This window comes from Kitasatospora sp. NPDC127116 (assembly GCF_042677365.1).
In the GTDB taxonomy this organism is placed as follows: Bacteria; Actinomycetota; Actinomycetes; order Streptomycetales; family Streptomycetaceae; genus Kitasatospora; species Kitasatospora lactacystinica.
Genome location: NZ_JBHXTL010000024.1, coordinates 12,996 through 34,969, shown reverse-complemented (window position 1 = coordinate 34,969; position 21,974 = coordinate 12,996). Strand labels below are relative to the sequence as shown.

Genomic DNA, 21,974 nt, shown 5'->3' with positions numbered 1-21,974 from the left:
CCTACAGCCGGGAGGTGTCGAGCTCCAGGTCGAAGGGCGCCGGGAGGAGAACGGGCGTGCCGAAGGGGTGCGGCCCGCTCTCCGCGACGTAGCCGAGCCGGGTCGGCTCGCTGTACAGGGTGCAGCTGCGGTTCTGGCGGTCGACCAGGAGGTAGAGCGGAGCGCCGTACTGGCCGTAGCGACGGCGCTTGACGACGCGGTCGGTCTCCGCGTCGGACGGTGAACCGACCTCGACGATCAGGAGGGTCTGGTCGGGCAGCAGTGCGCCTTCGGTCTTCAGGGCGAGTTCGGCCGGCACGACGGCCAGGTCCGGGATGTACCAGTTCTCGCTGCCCGGCAGGTCGAGGTTGCCGGACCCGGACACCAGATCGAGCTGGTCCATGCGGGGGCCGAGCCGGCGGCGGACGATCTCGGCGGCGGACTCGTTCGCCCATGACGGCGACACGGGGGTGATGACTCCCTCGATGATCTCGGTACGGTCGCCCGCGATGTGCCGGATCGCGTACTTCAGTGCCCGCTCGGGGTCGCTGACGGTGCTGTAGTCACCGGGGACCTGGGGTGCCGTACTCACAGCGCGTCTCCTTCCGTCGTGCGATTCTCCCCCGGATCATGCGGTCGACCCGCTCGTCGACCGACATTGGACGCTCACTGACCGTTCGTGCTCGCAACAAGACCGGTTCGCAGAGCATCGTGCCTCCCCGCCCGGGAGCGGGGGGGGGGGGACGAGTCCGACGGTCAGCGGGAGGCTTCGGCGGGGATCGGGGCGGGGGCGGTGCGGCGGGAGGAGAAGGCGATCACGGCGAGGCTGGCGAGGGCGAGGGCGGTCACCGCCGAGAGCATCACGGTGTAGGAGGCCACGGATGAGAGCGCCGCGAGCACGGCGGGCAGCAGGAAGCCGGAGTAGCAGAGGGCGTAGTAGACGCCGGTGATGCCGGCCAGGTCGTCGGGGGTGACGAGGCGCTGGATCTCCAGCAGCCCGGAGACGACGCCGATGCCGTAGGCAGCGCCGAGGAGGACCGCCCCGCCGAGGCCGAGCAGCGGGGAGCGCACCGCCGCGTCGCCGGCGCAGACGGCCATGCCGCAGGCCATCAGCACCATGGAGACGACGACGCCGCGCGCCGAGTCCAGCGAGTCCAGGCGCTTGGCGAGGGGCTGGACCAGGGCGCCGGTGCCCAGGGTGAGGACGGTCAGCAGGGTCGCGTAGGCCAGCGACCAGTCGCCGAGCCGGTCGCCGACCAGCTGCGGGGTCACCGCGTACGCGACGCCGGCCGAGCCGAACACCCACGGGGCCATCGGCAGGACCACCCGCAGGAAGCGCCGGTGCCCGGCCGCCGGGACCTTGAGGTCGGCCCAGAGGCTGCGGACGGCGGCCGAGCGGGCCCGGGTCTCGACGGCCTTCGGGAGCAGGAACAGCGCGGGCAGGGTGACCAGCAGGTGGGCGAGGTACGGGGTGACCATCGGCCAGGGGCCCCACTGGGCGAGCGCGCCGGCCACGCCGGCGCCGAGGCCGAAGCCGACGGTGAGGGCGAGGGAGGCGCGGCGGGCGCCGGCGCCCTGGTCGGCGGACGGGTCGTGCGGGGCCCGGGAGAGCTCCTTGACCCAGCTGGTGCCGACGGCCATCGCGATGCCGACGGCTGTACCGGTGAGGAACCGCCCGGCGTAGATGGGGAGTTCGCCCGTGACGCCGCCGCACAGCACGCCGCTGGCGGCGAGCGAGGCGACGACCGCGCCGATCATCAGCGGACGGCGCCCGTAGCGGTCCGAGGCCGCACCGCCGACCAGCAGTCCGGGGACCAGGCCGAGGACGTAGGCCCCCAGGAAGGCGTCGACGGTGACCTCGGAGTAGCCGCCGAGGTGGCGGTACATCAGCAGCAGCGGGGTGAACTGGTTGCCGCCCCAGCCGCAGCAGAGCATGGCCAGGGCCGCGACCAGCCAGGGCCTCCCCCGACCGGTGGGCGCGACGGGACCGGCGGACGGTGGCCGGGTGGTGCTCATGGTGGTGCTGCTCCTTGTCGGATGGTGGTCCCGGCGGTCCGTCGGGGTGCGCGGCCGTCGCCGCGCGGGAGGAGAGGGGAGGAGTGGCTCAGCGGTGCAGTGGCTCAGCGGTGCGCGTCCAGGTGGGCGCGCAGCGCCTCGGTGAAGCCGGCGGCGTCGCGGGCCGCGATGCGCTCGACCAGCGCGGTGTGCTCCTCGACCAGCGCGGCCAGCCGCTGCGGCCGCCGCTCCGGCCGCACCTGGAGCAGTTGCACGGCCATCCGCCGCTGGCGGTCGCGCAGCGTCTCGTAGAAGCGCTCGGCGAGCGCGTTGCCGGAGGCCGTCACGATGCCCCGGTGGAAGGCCTCGTCGGCGTCGGCGAAGGCGCCGAGGTCGGCCCGGCGGGCGGGTTCGCGCTGCTGGTCGATCAGGTCGGTCAGCTGCCGCAGCAGGTCGTCGAGCGGCTCGGCGCGGCGGGTGATCCGGCGTACCGCGGTGCTCTCCAGCGCCTCGCGCAGCTCCAGCACGTCCTCGGCCTCGCCGGGGCCGACCGGCACCACGACGGCTCCGCGCTTGGGGAAGAGCTGGAGCAGTCCTTCGGCCTGGAGCCGCAGGAAGGCCTCCCGGACCGGGGTGCGGCTGAGCGAGGTGCGCTCGGCGATCTCGCCCTCGCTGATCAGCGTCCCGCCGGGGAGGCCGCCGCCGAGGATGAGGTCCTTGGTCAGTTCGTACGCGCGGTCCGCGGCCGGGACGCGGGATGGGACCGGGACGCGGGCGGGAGGCGGGGTGTCGGCCATGGACCACACCGTAGCACCATAGATGCAAGCTTAGATGCAAGGCCCGGGACAGGGCCGCCCGCGGGACGGAGCATCGGTTTCCGTACTGCTCAGGGCCGGAAGAATGCGCTTTCTCACCCCCTCCGCAGGACCGAGGATGGGCGGGGCCAACCAGCTCCCCGGGAGGAAGCCGTGTCCCCTGTGTCGCCAGCCCTGTCGCCCGTCGACCCGGGCCTGCTGCCGCTCACCGCCGAGTTCCGCCCCGAGGGCCTGTCCGTCGGCGGGGTGCTCCTGGACGAGGCGGCCCGCCGGTACGGCACACCGCTGTTCGTCTACGACGAGGAGCACCTGCGCCGCCGCTGCCGCGAGGCGGTGGCCGCCTTCGGCCGGGGCAACGTCGCCTACGCCTCCAAGGCCTTCCTGTGCACCGCGATGGCCCGCCTGGCCGCCGAGGAGGGCCTGCTGCTGGACGTCGCCTCCGGCGGCGAACTGCGCACCGCCCTGTACGCCGGGGTCGACCCGGACCGGATCGTGCTGCACGGCAACAACAAGGACGAGGCCGAGCTGCGCACCGCGCTCACCGTCGGCCTGCGCCACATCGTGGTGGACAGCTTCGACGAACTGGACCGGATCGAACGGCTGCACCACGAGGAGGGCCTGCCCCCGGCCCGGATCCAGCTGCGGGTGGCGCCCGGGGTCGCGGCCGGCGCCCACCAGGCCATCCGGACCGGCGGCCACGACTCCAAGTTCGGCTTCGGCCTGGCCGGCGGCGCCGCCGCGGCCGCGGTGCGCCGGGCCGGGGCCTCCGCCGCCGTACGGCTGGAGGGCGTCCACGCCCACGTCGGGTCCCAGGTGCTGGACCCGGCCGAGCTGGCCGACGGCGCCGCCGCGGTGGCCCGGTTCGCGGTGGAGCACGGCCTGCGCCGGCTGACCGTCGGCGGCGGCCTGGGCGTGGCCTACCTGGGCGGGCAGACCGCCCCCTCCTTCGCGGACTGGGCCGAGCGGGTCCGCGCGGCGGTGCGCGGCGCCGGCTGGAGCGGCCCGGTGGGCGTCGAGCCCGGCCGGTCGATAGCCGCCCGGGCCGGGCTGACCCTGTACCGGGTCGGCACCGTCAAGCGGATCGAGGGCGTGCGCACCTACGTCAGCGTGGACGGCGGGATGAGCGACAACCTGCGCCCCGCCCTGTACGGCGCCCGCTACGAGGCCTTCCTGCCGCGCTGCCCCGAGGCGCCCCGCCCGCGGCGCGCCCGGCTGGTCGGCAAGCACTGCGAGAGCGGCGACGTGATCATCGACGACGCCGCGCTCCCCGTCGACCTCCGGGTCGGCGACCTGCTGGCCACCCCGGTCACCGGCGCCTACGGCTACGCCATGGCGTCCAACTACAACAAGCTGCCGCGGCCCGCCGTGGTCTTCGTCCGCGACGGCGAGGCCCGCCTGGTGGTGCGCCGGGAGACCGAGCACGACCTGCTCCGGTTGGACACCGCCGCCGACGGGACGGCGCGACCGACCGGGGAACCGGTGGCCGCACTCCCGGCGCACACGGCCTAACCTGGGCCGATGCTGAACAGCGCCCGACTGCACGTCCTCCTGGAGATCGCCCGCCGGGGCACCATCGTGGCCGCGGCACAGGCCCTGCACCTGAGCCCGTCCGCCATCTCGCACCAGCTCGCCCGTCTGGAGCAGGAGCTGGGCGTCGCGCTGGTGGAACGGGCCCCGCAGTCCCTGCGCCTGACGCCCGCGGGTGTCCGGCTGGCCGAGCACGCCCAGGCGATCGCCGATCTGATGGCCGTCGCCCAGGACGACCTGCGGGCGCACGCCCAGGCCGCGGCCGGCGTGCTGCGGATCGGCTTCTTCGCCTCCGCCGGGCTGGACCTGCTGCCCCGGGCGCTGGCCGCCTTCGCCGCCGGGCACCCGCAGGTGGAGCTGGAGCTCATCATGGGCCAGCCGCACGAGCTGGTCCCGGACCTGGAGGCCGGCCGGCTGGACGCGGCCGTCGTCTTCGAGCACCCGCTGGACCCGTGGTGCCGCCGGGCGGCGGTGGACGTGCGGATGTACTTCGACGAGCCGCAGCTGGTCGTGGTGCCGCTGCGGCACCGGCTCGGGCGGCGCTCGGTGGTGCGGCTGGCCGAGCTGGAGGGCGAGAGCTGGATCGGCACCCACGGCGGCAGCACCGGCGAACCGGTGCTCGAACGCGCCTGCGCCGCCGAGGGGTTCCGTCCCCGGGTGCGCTGCCGCAGCGACCACTACCAGGTGACCATCAACCTCGCGCGGGCCGGCATGGGCGTCGCGCTGATCCCGGCGCTCGGCCTGGCCGACAGCGCCGGGGTGCACGTGTGCCGGCTGGACCATCCGCAGCTGCACCGCCGGATCGGGGTGGCCACCCGGCCCACCAACCGCAATCCGGTGCTGCGCGCCTTCCTCGCCGAACTCGGCTCCGCCGCCGGGGAGATCAGGTCGCTGCTGGACATGCGGTGGGGCGACTGAGCTCCCCCACGGCCTGAGCCGGCCGGCCGTTGAGCCCACCGGCCAACCGGCTCGGGCGGTTCGGCTCAGGCGGGTCGCTGGGCCCAGGCCGCGAGGGCGCGGCCGACGTCCCGGATCGCGTGCACGGCGGCCCGTTCGGTGCTGGGCCCGAGCGCCACGTCCCAGTGCGCGACGACCGCGTAGGCCACCCGGCGGGCGCCCACGATGACGCCCGCGTCGGCCCGCACCCCGGTGTCCGTTCCGGTCTTGTTCGCGACCAGCAGGCGGCCGGGCAGCGGCTCGGGGAAGCCGGGGGCGAACGGGTCGTGGTCGATCAGCGCGGGCACCAGGCCGTGGTCGGTGTTGGCGCGCATCCAGCCGAGCAGCCGGGCCGAGGCGGCCGGGCCGGCCATGGTGCCCCGGACCGCGAGGGCCACCAGCCGGGCCAGGTCGCGGGCGGTGCCGGTGGCGAAGACCGGCGGGACGTCCGGCCCGCGCTCGTCGCGCACCCGGTCGTGCAGGGTGAGCCGTTCCAGTCCGAGCTCGCGCGCCAGCCGGGCGGTGGCCGGCAGGCCGACCAGCCGCAGCAGGGCGTTGGTGGCGGTGTTGTCGCTGACCGCGGCGGTCAGCCAGGCCAGGTCCTCCACCGTCCAGTCGGGGCGGCTCAGCCGGCCGAGCAGGCCGGTGCCGCCGGTGACGTCCTCGGGGAGGATCTCCACCGGCTGTCCGGCCGTCAGTTCCCCGGATTCCAGCCGCCGGGCGACCTCGGCGAGCAGCAGCAGCTTGGATGCGCTGGCGACGGGCAGGACGACGGTGTCGTCCACCCCGACCGCGCCGGCGTCGACTCCGCGGTCCGCCTCGGCGGCGTCCACGTCGACGGCGGCCACCGCGAGGGTCAGCGGCAGGGCCGCGGAGCTGCGCGCGGCGGCGGCCACCTGGGCGAGGCTCATCGGACCCGCACCACCTCTCCGGCCCGGATCGCGGTCGGCCGGCCGCCGCGCACCGCGACCCGCCCGGCCACCACGACGGTCTCCACGCCCACCGGCGGCAGCAGCGGCCGCTCGAAGGTCGCGCCGTCCAGGACGGCCGCCGGGTCGAGCACCACCAGGTCCGCGACGGCGCCGTCCCGGACCACGCCGCGCCCGGCCAGCCGGAACCGTTCGGCGGGCAGGCCGGTCATCTTGTGCACCGCGAGCTCCAGCGGCAGCAGCCCCTGCTCGCGCCCGTAGTGACCGAGCACCCGGGCGAAGCTGCCCGCCCAGCGGGGGTGCGGGCGGCCGGGTTTGGGCACCCCGTCCGAGCCGATCATCGACAGCGGGCTGGCCAGCACCCGGCGGACGTCGTCCTCGCGCATCGAGTGGCTGATGATGGTCACCTCGCCCTGCGCCTCCAGCAGCAGGTCGCAGACGAGGTCCACCGGGTCGGCGCCGCGCTCGGCGGCCAGGTCGGCGATCCGGCGGCCCTCGGCCGTACGGCGGGCGGGAGCGGCGGCCACCGAGATCAGGTCCCAGCCGCCGTTGCCGACGGTGTTCTCCCAGCCCTCGACGCCGTGCGCGATGTCCGCCCGGATCCGGTCCCGGACCTCCTTGCTGCGCAGCCGCTCCAGCAGCGCGGCCGGCCCGCCCTCGCTGGTCCACGGCGGCAGCATCGCGTGCAGCACGGTGCTGCCGGCGGTGTACGGGTAGACGTCGCAGAGCACGTCCACGCCCTCGGCGCGGGCCTGCTCCAGGCGCGGCAGGGTCCGCAGGGTGGCGCCCCAGGCGTGCCGTCCGGCGGTCTTGTGGTGGGAGACCTGGAGCGGGGCGCCGGAGCGCACCGCGATCTCCAGCGCCTCCTCCAGCGCCTTCTCCACCTGGGACATCTCGTCGCGCAGGTGCGTCACGTACGGCTTGCCGTGCCGCGCGGCGACCTTCGCCAGGGCCACGATCTCCTCGGTGTCCGCGTAGACGCCGGGCGGGTAGATCAGCCCGGTGGAGAGTCCGGCCGCGCCCTGGGTCAGCGCCCGGTCGAGCAGCCCGCACATGGCGGCCAGCTCCTGGTCGGTGGGCGGGCGGTCCTCGAAGCCCATCACTCCGGCGCGCAGCGTGCCGTGGCCGACCAGCGAGGTGATGTGGTTGCGGCGCAGTTCGGGCCGCTGGCCGGCGGCGAAGGCGTCGAAGTCCTCGGCGGGCAGCACCGGTCCGAGGCCGAAGGAGACCCGCAGGTGCTCGGCCAGTTCGGGCAGCCGCCCGGGCAGTGCCGGGAACAGGCTGATCCCGCAGTTGCCGCTGATCTCGGTGGTGACGCCCTGGAGCAGCGGGGCCAGCCGCAGCTCGTCCAGGGCGTCGCCGTCGGTGTGGGTGCCGCCGCCGAAGGGGGCGGCGAGCGCGTCCGAGTGGGTGTGGACGTCGATGAAGCCGGGGGTGACGACCCGCCCGGTGACGTCCAGGGTCTCGGCCGCGGTCACGGCGGTGCCGGGCGGCAGTACGGTGACCCGGCCGTCGGCGACGGCGAGGTCGGCCGGGCGGGCGGGCGCCCCGGTGCCGTCCACCAGGGTGGCGCCGCGCAGCAGCAGGTCGACCGGGGTCGTGGTCACGTCCGCTCCCATCAGTCCCATCGCTCCCATCAGAGCACCGTCGAGAGGAAGGCCCGGGTGCGGTCGTGCCGCGGGGCGGTGAACACCTCGGCCGGGCTGCCGGCCTCCACGACGGCGCCCTGGTCCATGAAGACGACCCGGTCGGCGACCTCGCGGGCGAAGCCCATCTCGTGGGTGACGACGATCATCGTCATGCCGCTGCGGGCGAGGTCGCGCATCACGCCGAGCACCTCGCCGACCAGCTCCGGGTCGAGCGCGGAGGTGGGCTCGTCGAAGAGCATCAGGGTCGGCTCCATGGCCAGTGCCCGGGCGATCGCGACCCGCTGCTGCTGGCCGCCGGAGAGCTGGGCCGGGTAGTGGTCGGCGCGGTCGGCCAGGCCGACCCGGGCGAGCAGTTCGCGGGCCCGGCGCTCGGCCTCCCCGCGGGGGCGGCCCTTGACCGCGATCGGGCCCTCCATGACGTTCTGGAGCGCGGTGCGGTGCGGGAAGAGGTGGAAGCGCTGGAAGACCATGCCGATCCGCTCGCGCTGGTGGCGGATGTCGCGCGGCCGGCGCTCGCGCAGCCTGCTGCCGGAGGCGCCGTACGGCTCGTAGCCGACCGGTTCGCCGTCCACCTCGATCCGCCCGGCGTCGATCTTCTCCAGGTGGTTGAAGCAGCGCAGCAGGGTGGACTTGCCGGAGCCGGAGGGGCCGATCACGCAGAGCACCTCCCCCGCCCGGACCTCCAGGTCGATGCCGCGCAGCACCTCCAGGTCCCCGAACCGCTTGCGTACCTTCCGGGCCGACAGGACCACCTCGGCGGCAGCCTTCCCCAGGTCCGTGGTCGTCACTTGACCTCCCCCTTCTTCACGCGCTTTCCCGCTCCGCCGCGCCCGGGGCGCAGGTTGGCCAGCACTCGGCGGTGCAGCGCCGGCGGGGCGCCGGCCGGGTTGAACCTCCGCTCCACCGCGTGCTGGGCGACGCTCGCGATGGTGGTGAGCACCAGGTACCAGATGGACGCGACGATCAGCAGCGCGATCACCTCGAAGTTGGCGAGGTAGAGGTGCTGAGAGACGGTCATCAGGTCGGCGCCGGCGATGACGGAGACCAGCGAGGTGGTCTTCAGCATCGAGATGAACTGGTTGCCGAACGGCGGGATGATCACCCGCATCGCCTGCGGCAGCACCACCCGGGTGAGGATCTGCCGGTTGGACATGCCCAGCGAGGCGCCCGCCTCGCGCTGCCCGGGGTCGACGCTCTGGATGCCGGCCCGGACGATCTCGGACATGTAGGCGCCCTCGTTGATCGACAGGCCGAGCAGCGCCGCCACGAAGCCGGTGATCAGGGTGTTGGACTGCCAGCTGACCAGCTTGGGCCCGTCGAACGGGATGCCGATGCTGATCTCCGGGAAGAGCAGCGCCAGGTTGAACCAGAAGATCAGCTGGACCAGCAGCGGGGTGCCGCGGAAGAACCAGGTGTACGCGCCGGCGGTGGTCCGCAGCACCGGGCTGTCGGACAGTTGCATCACCGCGGCCACCACGCCGATGACGATGCCCACCACCTGGGAGATCAGGGTGAGTTGGACCGTCACCCAGAGCCCTTCCAGGATCACGCCGTCGAACTGGTACTTGGCGACGATGTCCCAGTGCAGGTTGGGGTTGACGATGACGGTCCAGGCGAGCCAGACGGCGACGAAGGCGGCCGCCAGCACGGCGAACCAGCGTGCCGGGCGGGGCCGGCCGGTCACCTCGAAGGCCAGGTCGTCGTCGACGGCGCCGGCGGCGGCCGTTCGGGGTGCCGGGGCGGGCGTCGCGGGGTCGGCGGGCGTCGCGGGCGCGGGCGTCGCGGGGTCGGCGGGGATCCCGGGGTCTCTCATGTCGGTGCTCATCTCGTCGGTGCCGCCGTTCTCACTGCGCCGCGTTGACGGTGGCGCGCTCCACCGCGCTGCCGCCGACCTGGTAGGTGTCCAGCACCTTGCGGTACTCGCCGCTCTCGATCAGCTCCTGGAGCGCCTTCTGCACCGCGTCGCGCAGCCCGGCGTCCTTCTTCGCGACCGCGATGCCCCACGGCGCGGTGCCGTACTGCTCCGGCAGCACCTCGTAGGAGCCGCTGTTCTGCACGAACATCTGCGCCACCGGGTAGTCCACGATCGTGGCGACGGCCCGCTCGCTGTCCAGCTGGAGCAGCCCGGTCGGGGCGTCCTCGCTCTGCGAGATCGCCATCCTGGTGGCGCACTTGGCGTTCTGCTGCTCGCCGATCTCCAGGTTGGAGCTGCCCTTGGCGAGGACCACCTTCTTGCCGCAGAGGTCCTCGATGGACTTGATGCCCTCGGGGTTGCCCTTCTTCGTCATGATCACGCCGCCGGTGCGGAAGTAGTCGACGAAGTCGACGGCCTGGCGGCGCTGCGCGCTGTCCGTCATGGAGGACATCACCAGGTCGTAGCGGCCGGCCTGGAGGCCGGGGATCAGGCCGTCGAAGGAGGAGTTGGCGAGCTCCAGCTTCAGCCCGAGCCTCCCGGCGACGGCGGCGGCGAGGTCCGGGTCGACCCCGGTCAGCTCGGTGGTGCCGGTCTTGTACATCTCCATCGGCGGGTAGCCGACGGAGGTGGCCACTCTGAGCACGCCGCTCTGCTTGTTCTTCGCCGGGAGCAGCTCGGCGGCGCTCTTCCCGGAGTTCTGTCCGGCCTGCGCCGCGCCGGCGGCCGGGGAGCCGCCCTGGTCGGAGCGCCCGCAGGCGGTGGCGGCCAGGACGACCAGGGACAGTGCGGCCAGACAGCGCAGGGAACGGGGGCGGTTCATCGGCTACTCCCTCGGGCGGTGACGGTGCGCCGATGCTGGCAGCCGGGTCCGGGTGAACGGAAGATGATGAAGCCATTGCTGCCTCACCAACGATTTTGGTACGGCTGACCGCCCTGTCCTGCGGGCTTCCGGCCGTACCCGGCCGTGCCCGGCCGGCCGGGTCAACCGGTCAGCCGTCAGCCGGTCAGCGGCGTCAGCCGGTCAGCGGCGTCAACCGGTCAGCGGCGTCAACCGGGTCAGCCGGTGAGCCACGGGGCCTCGGGCAGCTTGGCGTCCGCCTGCCGTCCGGTGAGCTCGACGGTGGTGGGGGTGCCCAGCCCCGGCATCCGCATCGTCACCCGGCGCAGCCCGCCGTCGCCGTCGACCCAGTAGGTCAGCGGCGAGCGGGCGCCGTCGGGCGCGGAGCCCTGGGCGCGCGGACCGGCGAAGCGGTCGTAGCCCTTGCCGTCGATCCGGTCCCGGCCCAGCCAGCGGGCCCCGGACTGGGCGAGCAGCAGCGGGTTGTCGGGGCGGTCCGCGCCGAGCTGGACCAGCAGGTTCAGTCCGGCGTCCAGCGGGTCCGCCGTGTAGGTCCGCGGTGACCAGCCCTGGCGCGGGATGCGCTCGGCCTGCTGCCAGGCCGGGGCATCGGTGGCGGGGGCGGTGGCGGTGTCGGTGCCGGCCCGGTCGGGGGCCAGCCCGAGGCCGCCGGTGTCCCAGACGATCAGGCCGTGGTCCAGCGGTCCGCTCGCGCCGGTGGTCCGGTAGCGGCCGACCCCCCGGTGGTTGCGGTAGTCGACGACCCCGTCGACCCGGATGGTGACGCCCCCGCCCTCCTCGGCCGTGAGCGTCACCGCCACCGGGCTCGCCTGGTAGAGGTTCAGGCGCGACAGGGCGAGCCGGCCGGCCTCGTCGGTGGTCACCGGGCGTTCGACGGCCTCGTCGGAGACCGTCCGGTAGACGGCCACGCCGCCCGCCGCGGCGCCGCACACCACGATCGCGATCAGGGCCTTGAGCCAGTGGGACCGCCGTGGTCCGCGGCCTTCGGCCTTCGTCCTGCGGGGCATGCAGCCGCTCCCTTTCCTCGGTCGGACACAACAGTCGGGCGGGCCCGGGGACCAACGGTCCCACGAACCCGCCCGATCGGGCCCGCTGCCGGGCCCCCTTCACGTACCCCGCGCGGGGCTAGCCGCGCCGGGCGGCCTTGCGCCTGCGGGCCATCAGCACCGTGGCGGTGCCGAGGGCGATCAGCGCCGCCGCGCTGGTCAACACGATCGGCATCCCTTCACCCGCACCGGTGTTGGGCAGGTGCCCGGACGCCGGGGGCACCGGGGCCGGGGGCACCGGAGCCGCCGACGTCGGCGCCGGGGTCGGCGTCTCGGTCGGGGTGGGTGTCGGGGTCGGCGTCGGGGTGGGGATCAGCTTGTTGACGGCCGTCACCTCCACACCGGCGTCGAGGTTCGCCGAGGTCAGCTTGAGCGGGCCGAGGACGGTGACCTCCGGCGCCGCGTAGCCGTCCGGCGGGCTCAGCTCCTGCCAGTAGTACGTCCCCGGCACGCCGGTGCCCTGGCAGATGCCGTCGGCGCCGGTCGTGCAGGGCTCACCGACCTTGGTGTCGGGCTTGTCGCCGGTCGGCTGGAGCCCGTCGGTCCCGTTGGTCTCGTGCCACAGCTGGAACTTGGCGCCGGCCAGCGGCTTGCCGTCCTGGTCGTGCTTGACCAGGCGCAGCGCACCCTCCTGCAGCCGGAAGCCGAAGTCGTAGGTGTGGTCGTTCTCGCCGGGGCCGCCGGTGGTCAGCGCCCGCTCCGGGAACCTGCCGTCCTTCGGAACGATGCCCTTGGAGTCGATGAAGTGGTTGTCACCGACGTCGTGGTCGGTCGGCACCCACTGGAAGAGGGGGCCGTCCTTGGCGTAGTCCGCCGGGTTGTCCAGCTTGATCGTGTACTTGGTCCTCGGCTTGAGGCCGCCCTCGACGTTGCTGTCGTCGAAGTAGTACTCGCCGCGCTTGGTCGTCTTGGTCGTACCGACGAGCTTCCCCGTCTCGTCGTACAGGTGGACGGTGGCACCCGGAACCGGCTTCTGGCCCGGCAGTTGGAGGCCGCTGCGCTCGGGGTCGTACCAGACCCGGTTGCCGATCTGGAGCGGAGCCTGGTCGCAGAGCACCTCCAGGTCGCCCATCGCGGCGCCCTTGCCGAACGGCGGGATGCCCGGGCCCGTGTTGAGCCGCACGCCGCCGTCCGCCTTGCCGTCGCGCTTCTGGAAGGCGCTGCCGTAACCGAAGGCCTGGCTGTCGCTGTCGTAGCCCGAGGTCACGATGGAGTCCTCGGCCTTCGAGAACGCCATCCCGGCGTTGGCGGGGTTGTTGTGGCCGATCCGGGCGTTGTCGAAGAACCGCTGGCCCCGGGCCTTGGACCCGCAGCCCAGGTTGGTGTCCAGCACGTAGGTGCCGTTCTCCGGGCAGGCCTTGAGGAGGTCACCGCCGGGCAGGACCTTGGACATCGCCCCGCCGGTCGGGCTGGCCGCCGACTGGTCGCCGAAGCGGTCCCGGAAGGCGAGCAGCATCGAGCCGTCGGTCTCGAAGGCGATCTCGGCGACCGCCGGCTCGGGGTTGGCCAGGTAGTTGGCCCCGCAGGCCTGGCCGTTCTGGGTGGTCGGGAAGGTGTCCTGCCACGGGAACCAGGCGGTGCCCGGGCACGGGGTGCCGACCGTGGTGCCGCGCGGGTAGTCGAGCGGCTGGTTCAGCACGGCCGGCTTGAACGCGCCCGTGGACAGGTCGAACGGCAGCACCACGGCGCGCAGGTCCGAGGCCTTGCCGGTGGACTCGCCCGAGCAGACGCCGCCGAGGAAGCCGGTGCCGTCCTGGATGCCGAGGCCGTACGGACGCCAGTCCCCCGGCGCCGGGCAGCCCGGGTCCGGGATGGCGTAGGCGGCCTTGGGCGCGGCCGCCGTCGCCGCGGTGGCGTCGTAGCGGTAGAGCTTGCGGTCGTTCAGGTTGACGACGAAGAGGTCCTTGCCGTCGTCGGTGATCTTGATGCCGCCGAGGCTCTCCTTGCCCACCGCGGCCAGGAAGCCGTCGTCGTTGCCCGGGCTGTGCGGGGTGGTGCCCGCGTCCGGGACGGTGGCGAACAGCGTGGTCTTCTTCGTCGCCCAGTCGGTGACGTAGATCCCGCCCGGGCCGCCGGGGCCGTAGCCGGTGGTCCGCTTGGCCTGGGCCGAGGAGAACACCCGCCGGTCGGCCTTGTTCCAGGCGATGCCGTACAGGTTTCCGGTCTGCCCGGCCGTGGCCACGTCGGTCAGGGTGAAGCCGGTACCGGCCGTTCCGCGGGATTCGTACGGGAAGGACACCAGCGTGTGCTGGGCGTCACCGTCCTGGGGCGGGTTCTGACAGGTCGACACCAGCGGCGCGTTCTTCTGGCAGTAGTCGCCCGGGCTCCAGAGCCCCGTGGTGATCTCCACCTTCTTGCCGCCGGAGAGGTCGACGAACTCCTCGTTGGAGCTCAGTTTGTTCGCCCCGCCGTCCAGGCCCTCGCGGGAGGCGAAGGCCGGGTAGAGCACGCCCGGCTTCGGATTCACCACCTGGACCCGGTACTTGCCGCCGGTCAGCTTGCTCGCGGCCGGTGCCAGCGTCACCGTGCCGTCCGCCGCCGTGGTGCCCTCGACGGAGACCCCGGCCTCGTCGGTGAGCGTCACCTTCACGCCCGCCATGCCCGATTCCAGCCCGGGCGTCCACACACCGTCGGTGTCCACGGCCCGGATCACGTGGACCGCCACCGTACCGTCACCGGTCTGGGGGAAGGCCGGAGGGGCCGCCGCCAGGGACCAGGAACCGGCCAGCACGGCCAGCGTCACCGCGCCGCCCGCGGTGCGAAGGCCCGCGGCACGGCGGCCGGGCGGGCCCGTCCGCCGCCCGCCGGGGCCGCGCGCGGCACCGGCGGTTCGTTCACTTGTCGTCGTCATCCCTGCTCTCATCGTCAAGTTGGGCCTGCCGCCCGACCTCATGAGCGAGTTCGAGAGTGGCGGAAAGCCGCCATTGTTAGCGGGAGCTTAAAGGGACTTCACACAAGTTCGCCGGGGAACAAGGAACTTTGACCCGTCATCAGGCGTTACGAGACCGTCGCGGCCGTTCGGCCGACCCCCGCCCGCACCCGGCTGACCAGCGGGGACCTTCCGGCCAGGCCTCTCCGCCGACGATCGTCGACCTCCCGCGCCGTTGACCGTCGAACACGCTTCCCGCCGGAACCCCGCACATCCACCCCGACTCATCCACCCCACGCACAACTTGAGCAACGATCGCGCACCGATTGGCCCCGGTGCGGGGCGGGCTGGCACGATGTCCGAATGCGCATTCTGGTCATCGGCGGCACCCGCTTCATCGGCTTCCATTTCGCCGAGGCGGCCCTGGCCGCCGGGCACGAGGTCACGGTGCTGCACCGCGGCCGTTCCGGCGCCGGGCTGCTCCCGGACGCCACCCACCTGATCGCCGACCGCGACGCCGACCTGTCCGCGCTGCGCGGCCGCAGCTGGGACGCCACCGTCGACCTCTGCGCCTACTTCCCGCGCCAGGTAAGGGAGTTGGCCGCCGCCCTCGATCCCGGCGCGGCCGGGCGCTACCTGCTGGTCTCCTCGCTCTCGGTGTACGACGCCCCGGCCGCCCCGGGCTTCGCCGAGGACTCCCCGCTGCTCCCCGCCGACGGCCCGGAGGCCGCGGAGGTCACCGCCGAGAGCTACGGCGTCCTCAAGGTCCAGTGCGAGCGCGCCGCCCGGGAGGCCTTCGGCCCGCAGACGCTGCTGATCCGCCCGACGTACGTGATCGGCCCCCGCGACTACACCCACCGCTTCGACCACTGGGTGCAGCGGCTCGCCCGGGGCGGCGAGGTGCTCGCCCCCGGCCGGCCGGACGCGCCGCTCCAGGTGGTCGACGTCCGCGACCTCACCGCCTGGATGCTCGGCCTCCTCGCACAGGGCGCCCGCGGCGCCTACCACGCCGCCACGCCCCCGCCGTTCGGCATGGGCGACCTGCTGGACGCCGTCGCCGCCGCGGTCGCCCCGCCCGGCACCACCCTCACCTGGGTGTCCGAGGACTTCCTGCGCGCCGCCGGCGTCCCGGAGCGCGCCCTGCCGCTGTGGCCCGCCGACCCGGAGATCCGCGCCACCAGCACCGCCGATCCGGCCGCCGCCCTCGCCACCGGCCTGACCCTCCGCCCGGTGGCCGAGACCGCCCGCGACATCCGGCCGTTCGAGCCCCTGCCGGACGCCCTGACCCCGGAGCGGGAGGCCGAACTCCTCGCCGCCTGGCACCGGCGGCAGGCCTGAGGGCCGCGGCCACAGCCACCACCGCAGCCACCGGCGTGGGGCCGACCGCCGCCCCGCAGCAGCCGGTCCGGCCCCGGCCCGGACATCTCCCGGGCCGGGGCCCACGCGCCGCTCGCGCACCGCTTCGCCCCCGCGCCGCCCGGCCCGCGAGGCCGCTCAGCCCGCGACGGGCGGGTTGAGCCGGGCGAAGGCCTCCTGCCGGCGGTACGGGAAGTACGGGTACGGCGCGGTGCGCGTGCTCGCCGCGTCCAGCCGGGCCACCTGGTCCTCCGTCAGCGACCAGCCGACCGCGCCGAGGTTCTGGCGCAGCTGCTCCTCGTTGCGGGCGCCGATGATGACCGAGGAGACGGTCGGACGGCGCAGCAGCCAGTTGATCGCCACCTGGGGGACGGTGCGGCCGGTCTCGGCGGCGACCTCGTCCAGCGCGTCGACCACCCGGTACAGCAGCTCGTCCTCCACCGGCGGGCCGTAGTCGGCGGTGTCGTGCAGCCGGCTGCCGTCCGGGAGCGGCTGCCCGCGGCGGATCCTCCCGGTGAGCCGGCCCCAGCCGAGCGGGCTCCAGACCAGGGCCCCGACGCCCTCCTCCCGGGCGAGCGGCATCAGCTCCCACTCGTAGTCGCGGCCGACGAGCGAGTAGTAGACCTGGTGGGCGGCGTACCGGGGGCGGCCGTGCCGGTCGGCGAGGGCGAGGGACTTCATCAGCTGCCAGCCGGAGAAGTTGGAGACGCCGGTGTAGCGGATCTTGCCGGCCCGGACCAGGTCCTCCAGGGTCGCGAGCACCTCCTCGATCGGGGTGCCGGCGTCGTAGGCGTGCAGCTGGAAGAGGTCCAGGTGGTCGGTGCCGAGGCGGCGCAGCGCGTCGTCCACGCTCCGCACCAGCCGGGCGCGGGAGGTTCCGGCGTCCTGCGGGCCGTCGCCGGTGGGCAGTCCGGCCTTGGTGGAGATCAGCACCTGGTCGCGGCGGCCGCGGATCGCCTGGCCGAGCACCTCCTCGGAGGCGCCGTCGGAGTAGACGTCGGCGGTGTCGAAGAGGGTGACACCGGCGTCGATGGCGATGTCGAGCAGCCGACGGGCCTCCTGGACGTCGGTGGTGCCCCAGGCGCCGAACAGCGGGCCGCGGCCGCCGAAGGTGCCGGTGCCGAGACTGAGCGCGGGCACCTTCAGCCCGGACGCGCCGAGCCTGCGGTACTCCATGTCGGTGGCGATGGTCATGACGGTTCTCCCCTCGGAGCCCCTAATGGGACTCCCGTTCCGTTAGGATGCCCTGAACCTAGCAGACCCCGCACTTCTAATGGAACAGGAATCCCGTTAATGGCCGTCGAGCCCTCCACGCCCGAGCCCTCCACGCCCGGCACGGTCCGCCCCGGCGGCCGGACCGCCCGGGTCCGCGCCGCCGTCCTGCGCGCCGCCGAGGACGCCCTGGTCGAGCACGGCTTCAGCGGCCTCGACCTCGGCGACATCGCCCAGCGGGCCGAGGTCGGCCGCACCACCGTCTACCGCCGCTGGGGCAGCACCACCGCCCTGGTCGCGGACCTGCTCGCGGACATGGCCGAGCAGTCGCTGCCGCGCACCGACAGCGGCTCCCTCGCCGGGGACCTGCGGGCCAACGCCCGGCTCGTCCAGCGCACCCTGGCCGACCCGCGGCAGGGCGCGCTCTTCCGCGCCGTCATCGTGGCGGCGACCTGCGACCCGGACGCGGCCGAGGCCCTGCGGCACTTCTACCGGCGCCGGGTCGAGGAGTGGGCGCCGTGCGTCACCGCGGCCGTCGAGCGCGGCGAACTCCCGCCGGACACCGACGGGTCCGAGGTCGTCCGGGCGGTCTCGGCGCCGCTCTACTACCGGATGCTCACCACCGCGGAGCCGCTGGACGAGGCGTCCGCCGACCGTGCGGCGGAGGCCGCCGAGGCGGCGGCCCGGGCCGGGGCGTACCGGCGCCGGGACGCGTAGGGCCGGTACGCCCCGGACGCGAACGGCCGGCCCCCAGGGACGCGAACGGCCGCACAGCGCCGAAGCGTTGTGCGGCCGTCGGGCCCGGGCGGGCCGGGGTGGGCCCGGGAAGGGCCGGGAAGGGCCGGGAAGGGCCCGGGGCGTCAGCCCTCGTCCAGGTCCTCGTACTCCTCGCGCAGGTTCTCCAGCAGGCCCACCCAGAGGTCCGACTCCTCCGGCCCCTGCCCCGCCGCGGCCACCAGCGCGGCGAACTCGTCCAGCGCGGCCCTGGCGTCCCCACCGCGGATCCGGCCCTCCAGGCGGGCCAGCAGCCCCAGCGCGCCGATCACCTCGGGCAGCGAGTCGGCCGCCCGGCCGCCGTAGCCGCTCCCGTGGTCCCAGCCGTTCGGGTCGTAGATCCGTACGGCGCCGGTGTCGCCGGCCACCATCAGGTGCTGGTCGTCGAACGTGCCGACGCAGTACCCCCAGTTGCTCGGCGGGGTGTCGTCGTCCGGGGTGCGCTCGCCGAACAGCTCGTCCAGGTCCGCCTCCCACATCCCGCGCTCGGGCAGCTTCGTGGCGTCGAAGCCGAGGAATTCCAGTTCGACGGCCGGCACGCCGACCTCGGCCAGGAACGCCCGGGCCTCCTTCGACGTCAGCCGCTCGGGCAGCGCCGCGGGCTCGGGCCGCCACAGCGTGCCGGGGCCGAAGCAGGACTCCAGCCAGGCCGCGTCGGGGTTCCGGACGGCGGCCGTCAGCTCGGCGTCGGTCGTGGTCATCGGTGCGTCTCCCCCGGTCGGAACGGTACTCCGGCGCCATTCAAGCGCACCGCTCCGACAGCGAGGGCCGCCGGGGACGCCCCGACGGCCCTTCCGGGACTCCGGTCCGACGGCCTAGAAGAAGCCGTCGTCCTCGTAGTAGTTGTTGACGACGACCTGCGGGTCGTCGTCGAAGGCCTCGTTCAGCAGCGCGCCGCCGACCAGGCCGGCCGCGCCGGCGCCGATCAGCGCACCGGTGCCGAAGCGACGCCCGCCCTGGGCCTGCTGGCCGGGCACCTGCGGCTGGCCCTGCTGGACCGGCTGCTGGACCGGCTGCGGGTAGCCGGCCGGCTGCGGGGTGTAGAACGGCGGCACGTTGGTCTGCACCCGCTGGGCGCAGGCCACGCAGGCCTCGATCTGGCGCGGCACGCCCCACTGCGGCGACCAGTACACCGCCGTGGTGCCGGCGCCGTGCGAGGGGTCGAAGAAACACGTCACGGGGGAACTCCCTGGTCCTGGCGGGGTCGTCGGAACGGCGGGTACGGCCGCGGGCAGCACGGCCGGCACCGCGGCCGCGACCGGAACGGGCGGCGCGAACGGCGGCGCGAGCGGGGCCACGGGCGGCACGGGCGGGGCGACCGGCGGCTTCACCGGGGCGGGCGCGGCGGCGGGTGCCGGCTGCAGGACGTCCACGCCGAAGTCGGCGGCGATGCCCGCGAGCCCCGCGGCGTACCCCTGCCCGACCGCGCGGAACTTCCAGTCCGCGCCGTGCCGGTACAGCTCGCCGAACACCATCGCCGTCTCGCTGCCGGCCTCCGGCGCCACGTCGTACCGGGCCACCTCGGCGCCGGTGTCCGGGTCGGCGACCCGGATGTGGGCGCCGCGGACCTGCCCGAAGGACTGCCGCCGCTGCGCCGCGTCGTAGATCGCCACCGCGAAGACGATCTTCTCCACCCCGGCGGAGACCTCCGCGAGCCGGACCTCGATCTGCTCGCGGTCGGGGCCGCCGCCGGACCCGCCCCGGTGCCGGACCGAGCCGTCCGGGCTCTGCAGGTTGTTGAAGAAGACGAAGTGCTGGTCCGAGGCGACCTTCCCGTCCGCCCCGCAGAGCAGCGCGCTGGCGTCCAGGTCGTACCCGGCTCCGGCCGTCCAGCCGAGGCCCACCCGGACCACCCCCAGCCCGGGGGCCCGCTTGCCCAGGGAGACGTTGCCGCCCTTCGTCAGGGCCACGCTCATGGAACTCCTCCACCACCGTACGAGTACCGCTGTTCGACCACGACAACGCTGTAGAAGTTGCCTCGGTTCCCGGTCGAACCATCAGTTTTCCGTCAAGGCCGGAACGTCGCCCCACCAGCGACGGAGCACCGTCCCACCAGCGGCGGAACACCGTCCGGGCGCCCCGGCGGCGGCCGGAGGAGCACCGCGGTGGGCGCGGTGGGCGCGGGCGCGGCCGCCCCCCCGGACGGGCGGAGCACCCGGCAGCGGGGACGCCGGGCCGGCACTCTGGCGGGCCGTCAGGTCCGGACCTATTGTCAGCGGGCATGACATATCTACGCCGCGCCGCCGGACTGGCCGCCGCGCTCACCGGAACGCTCGCCGCCCTGCTGGCCCCGGCCGCCGCCCAGGCCGCCCCGGCCGGCTGCCGCACCTCCGCCACGGTGCCGCTGGACGCCGAGCAGGCCCGCCTCCAGGACGCCCGCACGACCGGCTTCACCGAGCGCTCCGGCCTGGGCGAGCTGCCCGGCGGCTTCCCCTCCGCCCTGTGCGAGGCCCGCAACGCCCGGCAGGCCGAGCGGGTGGTGACCGCCTGGGGCCGGACCCTCTGGCAGGCCGGACTGGACCGCGCCCAGGGCCGGCGGCCGAGCGGCGAACTGCCCGCCCGGGACGACCGCCCGCTGTACTGGACCAGGCTCGCCATGACCGTCCAGCTCGCCCGCTGGCAGCCCCGGTTCGGCGTCGACCACGCCGCACTGCGGTCCCGTTTCGAGGACGCCTCGCGCGGTCTGGACGACGGCTTCGACTCCGCCCGCGGCGTCCGGCGGATCTTCGTCAGCGGCTTCGACCCGTTCGGCCTGGACACCGAGCCGCGCCGCGCCAACCCCTCCGGCTCGGCCGTCCTGCAGTTGCACGGGCAGCGGATCACGCTCGCCGACGGCAGCACCGCGGAGGTCCGGGCGGTCGTGCTGCCGGTGCGCTACGGGGACTTCGACAGGGGCATCGTGGAGCGCGCCTTCGCCCCGCACCTGCGGCCGGGCCGGCAGTCCGCCGACCTGATCACCAGCATCAGCCAGGGCTACCCGGGCAAGTTCACCCTGGAGGAGTGGGCCGGGCGCGCCCGCTCCGCCGACCCGGCGACCGACAACGTCGCCGCGCTCTCCGGCGGCACCACCCAGCACCCGGTGGACGCACCGGGGCTGGCCCCCGGGCCGCAGTTCGTCCGCACCACCCTGCCGACCGACGCCATGAGGGCCGTCCAGCAGCCCTACCCGGTGCTGCTCAACACCTTCGTCACCGAGATCCCGGCGGGCGCCACCGCCCCCGTGTTCCGGCCGGACGGCCCCACCCCCGGTTCCCGCGCGGTCTCCGGCGGCGGCGGCGGGTACCTCTCCAACGAAGTCGCCTACCGCTCCAACCGGCTGCGCACGATCCTCGCCCCGGGCCTGCCCGGCGGCCATCTGCACACCCCGGTCCTGACCGGCCTGCCGGCCGACCCGAACCTGCTCACCGCACCGGAGTTCGAGCGGAACGAGGCCGCGATCGGCGACGAGGTGCGGGCGATCCTGAGCACCGCCCGGCTCTGACGGACCGTCCGGGGCGGGCGCCGGCGCACCGGCCCGCCCCCGGGCGCCCGGTCAGACCGGGTCGGCGAAGCGGGTCCCCACCGCGCGGGCGCGCGACTCGGCGATCTCGGCGTAGGCGGCGTCGCGCCCCGCCCAGTGCGAGCCCTCGACGGACTTGCCGCGCTCCAGGTCCTTGTAGACCAGGAAGAAGTGGGTGATCTCCAGCAGGTCGAACCCGCGCAGGTCGTCGATGTCCCGCAGGTCCGCGTAGCGCGGGTCGCGGGCCGGGACGCAGAGCACCTTCTGGTCCGGGCCGCGCTCGTCGCGCATCACCCACATGGCCACCGCCCGGCAGGTCCGCACGCAGCCGGGGACGGCCGGCTCGCCGCCGAGCACCAGGGCGTCCAGCGGTTCGCCGTCGCCGCCGAGGGTGCCCTCGACGAAGCCGTAGTCGGCCGGGTAGCGGGTGGCCGTGAAGAGGGTGCGGTCCAGGCGGATCCGGCCCGCCGCGAAGTCCATCACGTACTTGTTCCGCGACCCCTGCGGGATCTCGATCATCACCTCGAACTCCACCGCGGCCTCCTCCTCGGCTCCTGGGGGAATTGTCCGCCGTCCGGACGGCCATCGAAAGCACCCCCGCCGTTCGACCGGCG

At 74.5% G+C, this 21,974-nt stretch carries 19 protein-coding genes; 5 read left to right on the top strand and 14 right to left on the bottom strand.

Annotated features, from left to right (window positions below):
* Position 1: 1 nt before the first annotated feature.
* From ACFVHV_RS12740 to ACFVHV_RS12730, 3 genes are all read right to left on the bottom strand, one after another.
* A complete protein-coding gene (locus ACFVHV_RS12740; protein ID WP_380351102.1) occupies positions 2–571 on the bottom strand; it encodes a Uma2 family endonuclease in 570 nt (189 codons plus the stop codon).
* Positions 572–735: 164 nt separating this feature from the next.
* The gene (locus ACFVHV_RS12735) at positions 736–1,995 is read right to left on the bottom strand and encodes an MFS transporter (protein ID WP_380351100.1); all 1,260 of its coding nucleotides are present in this window, start codon (positions 1,993–1,995) and stop codon (positions 736–738) included.
* Positions 1,996–2,099: 104 nt separating this feature from the next.
* On the bottom strand, positions 2,100–2,771 hold the full coding sequence (locus tag ACFVHV_RS12730; RefSeq protein WP_359900270.1) for a GntR family transcriptional regulator: 672 nt from the start codon (positions 2,769–2,771) through the stop codon (positions 2,100–2,102).
* A 180-nt stretch (positions 2,772–2,951) separates the two neighbouring features.
* On the opposite strand from ACFVHV_RS12730, the gene lysA reads away from it, so the two are divergent.
* The gene (gene lysA / locus ACFVHV_RS12725) at positions 2,952–4,298 is read left to right on the top strand and encodes a diaminopimelate decarboxylase (protein ID WP_380351098.1); all 1,347 of its coding nucleotides are present in this window, start codon (positions 2,952–2,954) and stop codon (positions 4,296–4,298) included.
* 9 nt (positions 4,299–4,307) lie between these two features.
* Positions 4,308–5,234 (top strand): LysR substrate-binding domain-containing protein, encoded by a 927-nt coding sequence (locus ACFVHV_RS12720; protein WP_359900267.1) that lies wholly within the window; start codon positions 4,308–4,310, stop codon positions 5,232–5,234.
* A 65-nt stretch (positions 5,235–5,299) separates the two neighbouring features.
* Here ACFVHV_RS12720 and ACFVHV_RS12715 read toward each other — a convergent pair whose 3' ends face one another.
* The 7 genes from ACFVHV_RS12715 to ACFVHV_RS12685 form a co-directional block, all read right to left on the bottom strand.
* A complete protein-coding gene (locus tag ACFVHV_RS12715; RefSeq protein WP_359900265.1) occupies positions 5,300–6,163 on the bottom strand; it encodes a serine hydrolase in 864 nt (287 codons plus the stop codon).
* Entirely contained in the window at positions 6,160–7,788 is a 1,629-nt protein-coding gene (locus tag ACFVHV_RS12710; protein ID WP_359900263.1) for a D-aminoacylase, read from the bottom strand. The genes ACFVHV_RS12715 and ACFVHV_RS12710 overlap by 4 nt, the downstream gene beginning before the upstream one ends.
* 29 nt (positions 7,789–7,817) lie before the next feature.
* Positions 7,818–8,618 (bottom strand): amino acid ABC transporter ATP-binding protein, encoded by an 801-nt coding sequence (locus ACFVHV_RS12705; RefSeq protein ID WP_380351096.1) that lies wholly within the window; start codon positions 8,616–8,618, stop codon positions 7,818–7,820.
* Complete coding sequence (locus ACFVHV_RS12700; protein ID WP_380351094.1) at positions 8,615–9,643, bottom strand: amino acid ABC transporter permease; 1,029 nt, start codon at positions 9,641–9,643, stop codon at positions 8,615–8,617. Before ACFVHV_RS12700 ends, ACFVHV_RS12705 begins: the two co-directional genes overlap by 4 nt.
* 31 nt (positions 9,644–9,674) lie before the next feature.
* The gene (locus ACFVHV_RS12695; protein WP_359900259.1) at positions 9,675–10,565 is read right to left on the bottom strand and encodes an ABC transporter substrate-binding protein; all 891 of its coding nucleotides are present in this window, start codon (positions 10,563–10,565) and stop codon (positions 9,675–9,677) included.
* Positions 10,566–10,801: 236 nt separating this feature from the next.
* A complete protein-coding gene (locus ACFVHV_RS12690; protein ID WP_359900257.1) occupies positions 10,802–11,611 on the bottom strand; it encodes a hypothetical protein in 810 nt (269 codons plus the stop codon).
* A gap of 118 nt (positions 11,612–11,729) precedes the next feature.
* Positions 11,730–14,501: an SdrD B-like domain-containing protein gene (locus tag ACFVHV_RS12685; RefSeq protein ID WP_380351092.1), complete on the bottom strand. Its 2,772-nt coding sequence runs from the start codon at positions 14,499–14,501 to the stop codon at positions 11,730–11,732.
* A 381-nt stretch (positions 14,502–14,882) separates the two neighbouring features.
* On the opposite strand from ACFVHV_RS12685, the gene ACFVHV_RS12680 reads away from it, so the two are divergent.
* Complete coding sequence (locus ACFVHV_RS12680; protein ID WP_380351090.1) at positions 14,883–15,857, top strand: NAD-dependent epimerase/dehydratase family protein; 975 nt, start codon at positions 14,883–14,885, stop codon at positions 15,855–15,857.
* A 156-nt stretch (positions 15,858–16,013) separates the two neighbouring features.
* Here the strand turns inward: ACFVHV_RS12680 and ACFVHV_RS12675 are convergent, their stop codons facing one another.
* Entirely contained in the window at positions 16,014–17,051 is a 1,038-nt protein-coding gene (locus tag ACFVHV_RS12675) for an aldo/keto reductase (protein ID WP_359900365.1), read from the bottom strand.
* Between the two features lie 117 nt (positions 17,052–17,168).
* Here ACFVHV_RS12675 and ACFVHV_RS12670 point away from each other — a divergent pair, with 117 nt between their 5' ends.
* Positions 17,169–17,804: a TetR/AcrR family transcriptional regulator gene (locus ACFVHV_RS12670; protein WP_359900251.1), complete on the top strand. Its 636-nt coding sequence runs from the start codon at positions 17,169–17,171 to the stop codon at positions 17,802–17,804.
* A gap of 143 nt (positions 17,805–17,947) precedes the next feature.
* Here ACFVHV_RS12670 and ACFVHV_RS12665 read toward each other — a convergent pair whose 3' ends face one another.
* Positions 17,948–18,562 carry an SUKH-4 family immunity protein gene (locus tag ACFVHV_RS12665; RefSeq protein WP_359900249.1) on the bottom strand — a complete coding sequence of 205 codons (615 nt, stop codon included), beginning with the start codon at positions 18,560–18,562 and terminating at the stop codon, positions 17,948–17,950.
* A gap of 114 nt (positions 18,563–18,676) precedes the next feature.
* Positions 18,677–19,777 carry a TerD family protein gene (locus ACFVHV_RS12660; protein ID WP_380351088.1) on the bottom strand — a complete coding sequence of 367 codons (1,101 nt, stop codon included), beginning with the start codon at positions 19,775–19,777 and terminating at the stop codon, positions 18,677–18,679.
* Positions 19,778–20,082: 305 nt separating this feature from the next.
* Between ACFVHV_RS12660 and ACFVHV_RS12655 the strand changes: the two genes are divergently transcribed.
* Positions 20,083–21,342 (top strand): pyroglutamyl peptidase, encoded by a 1,260-nt coding sequence (locus ACFVHV_RS12655; RefSeq protein ID WP_359900245.1) that lies wholly within the window; start codon positions 20,083–20,085, stop codon positions 21,340–21,342.
* A 51-nt stretch (positions 21,343–21,393) separates the two neighbouring features.
* On the opposite strand, the gene ACFVHV_RS12650 is transcribed toward ACFVHV_RS12655, so the two are convergent.
* Positions 21,394–21,894 (bottom strand): inorganic diphosphatase, encoded by a 501-nt coding sequence (locus tag ACFVHV_RS12650; protein ID WP_359900243.1) that lies wholly within the window; start codon positions 21,892–21,894, stop codon positions 21,394–21,396.
* Positions 21,895–21,974 lie beyond the last annotated feature (80 nt).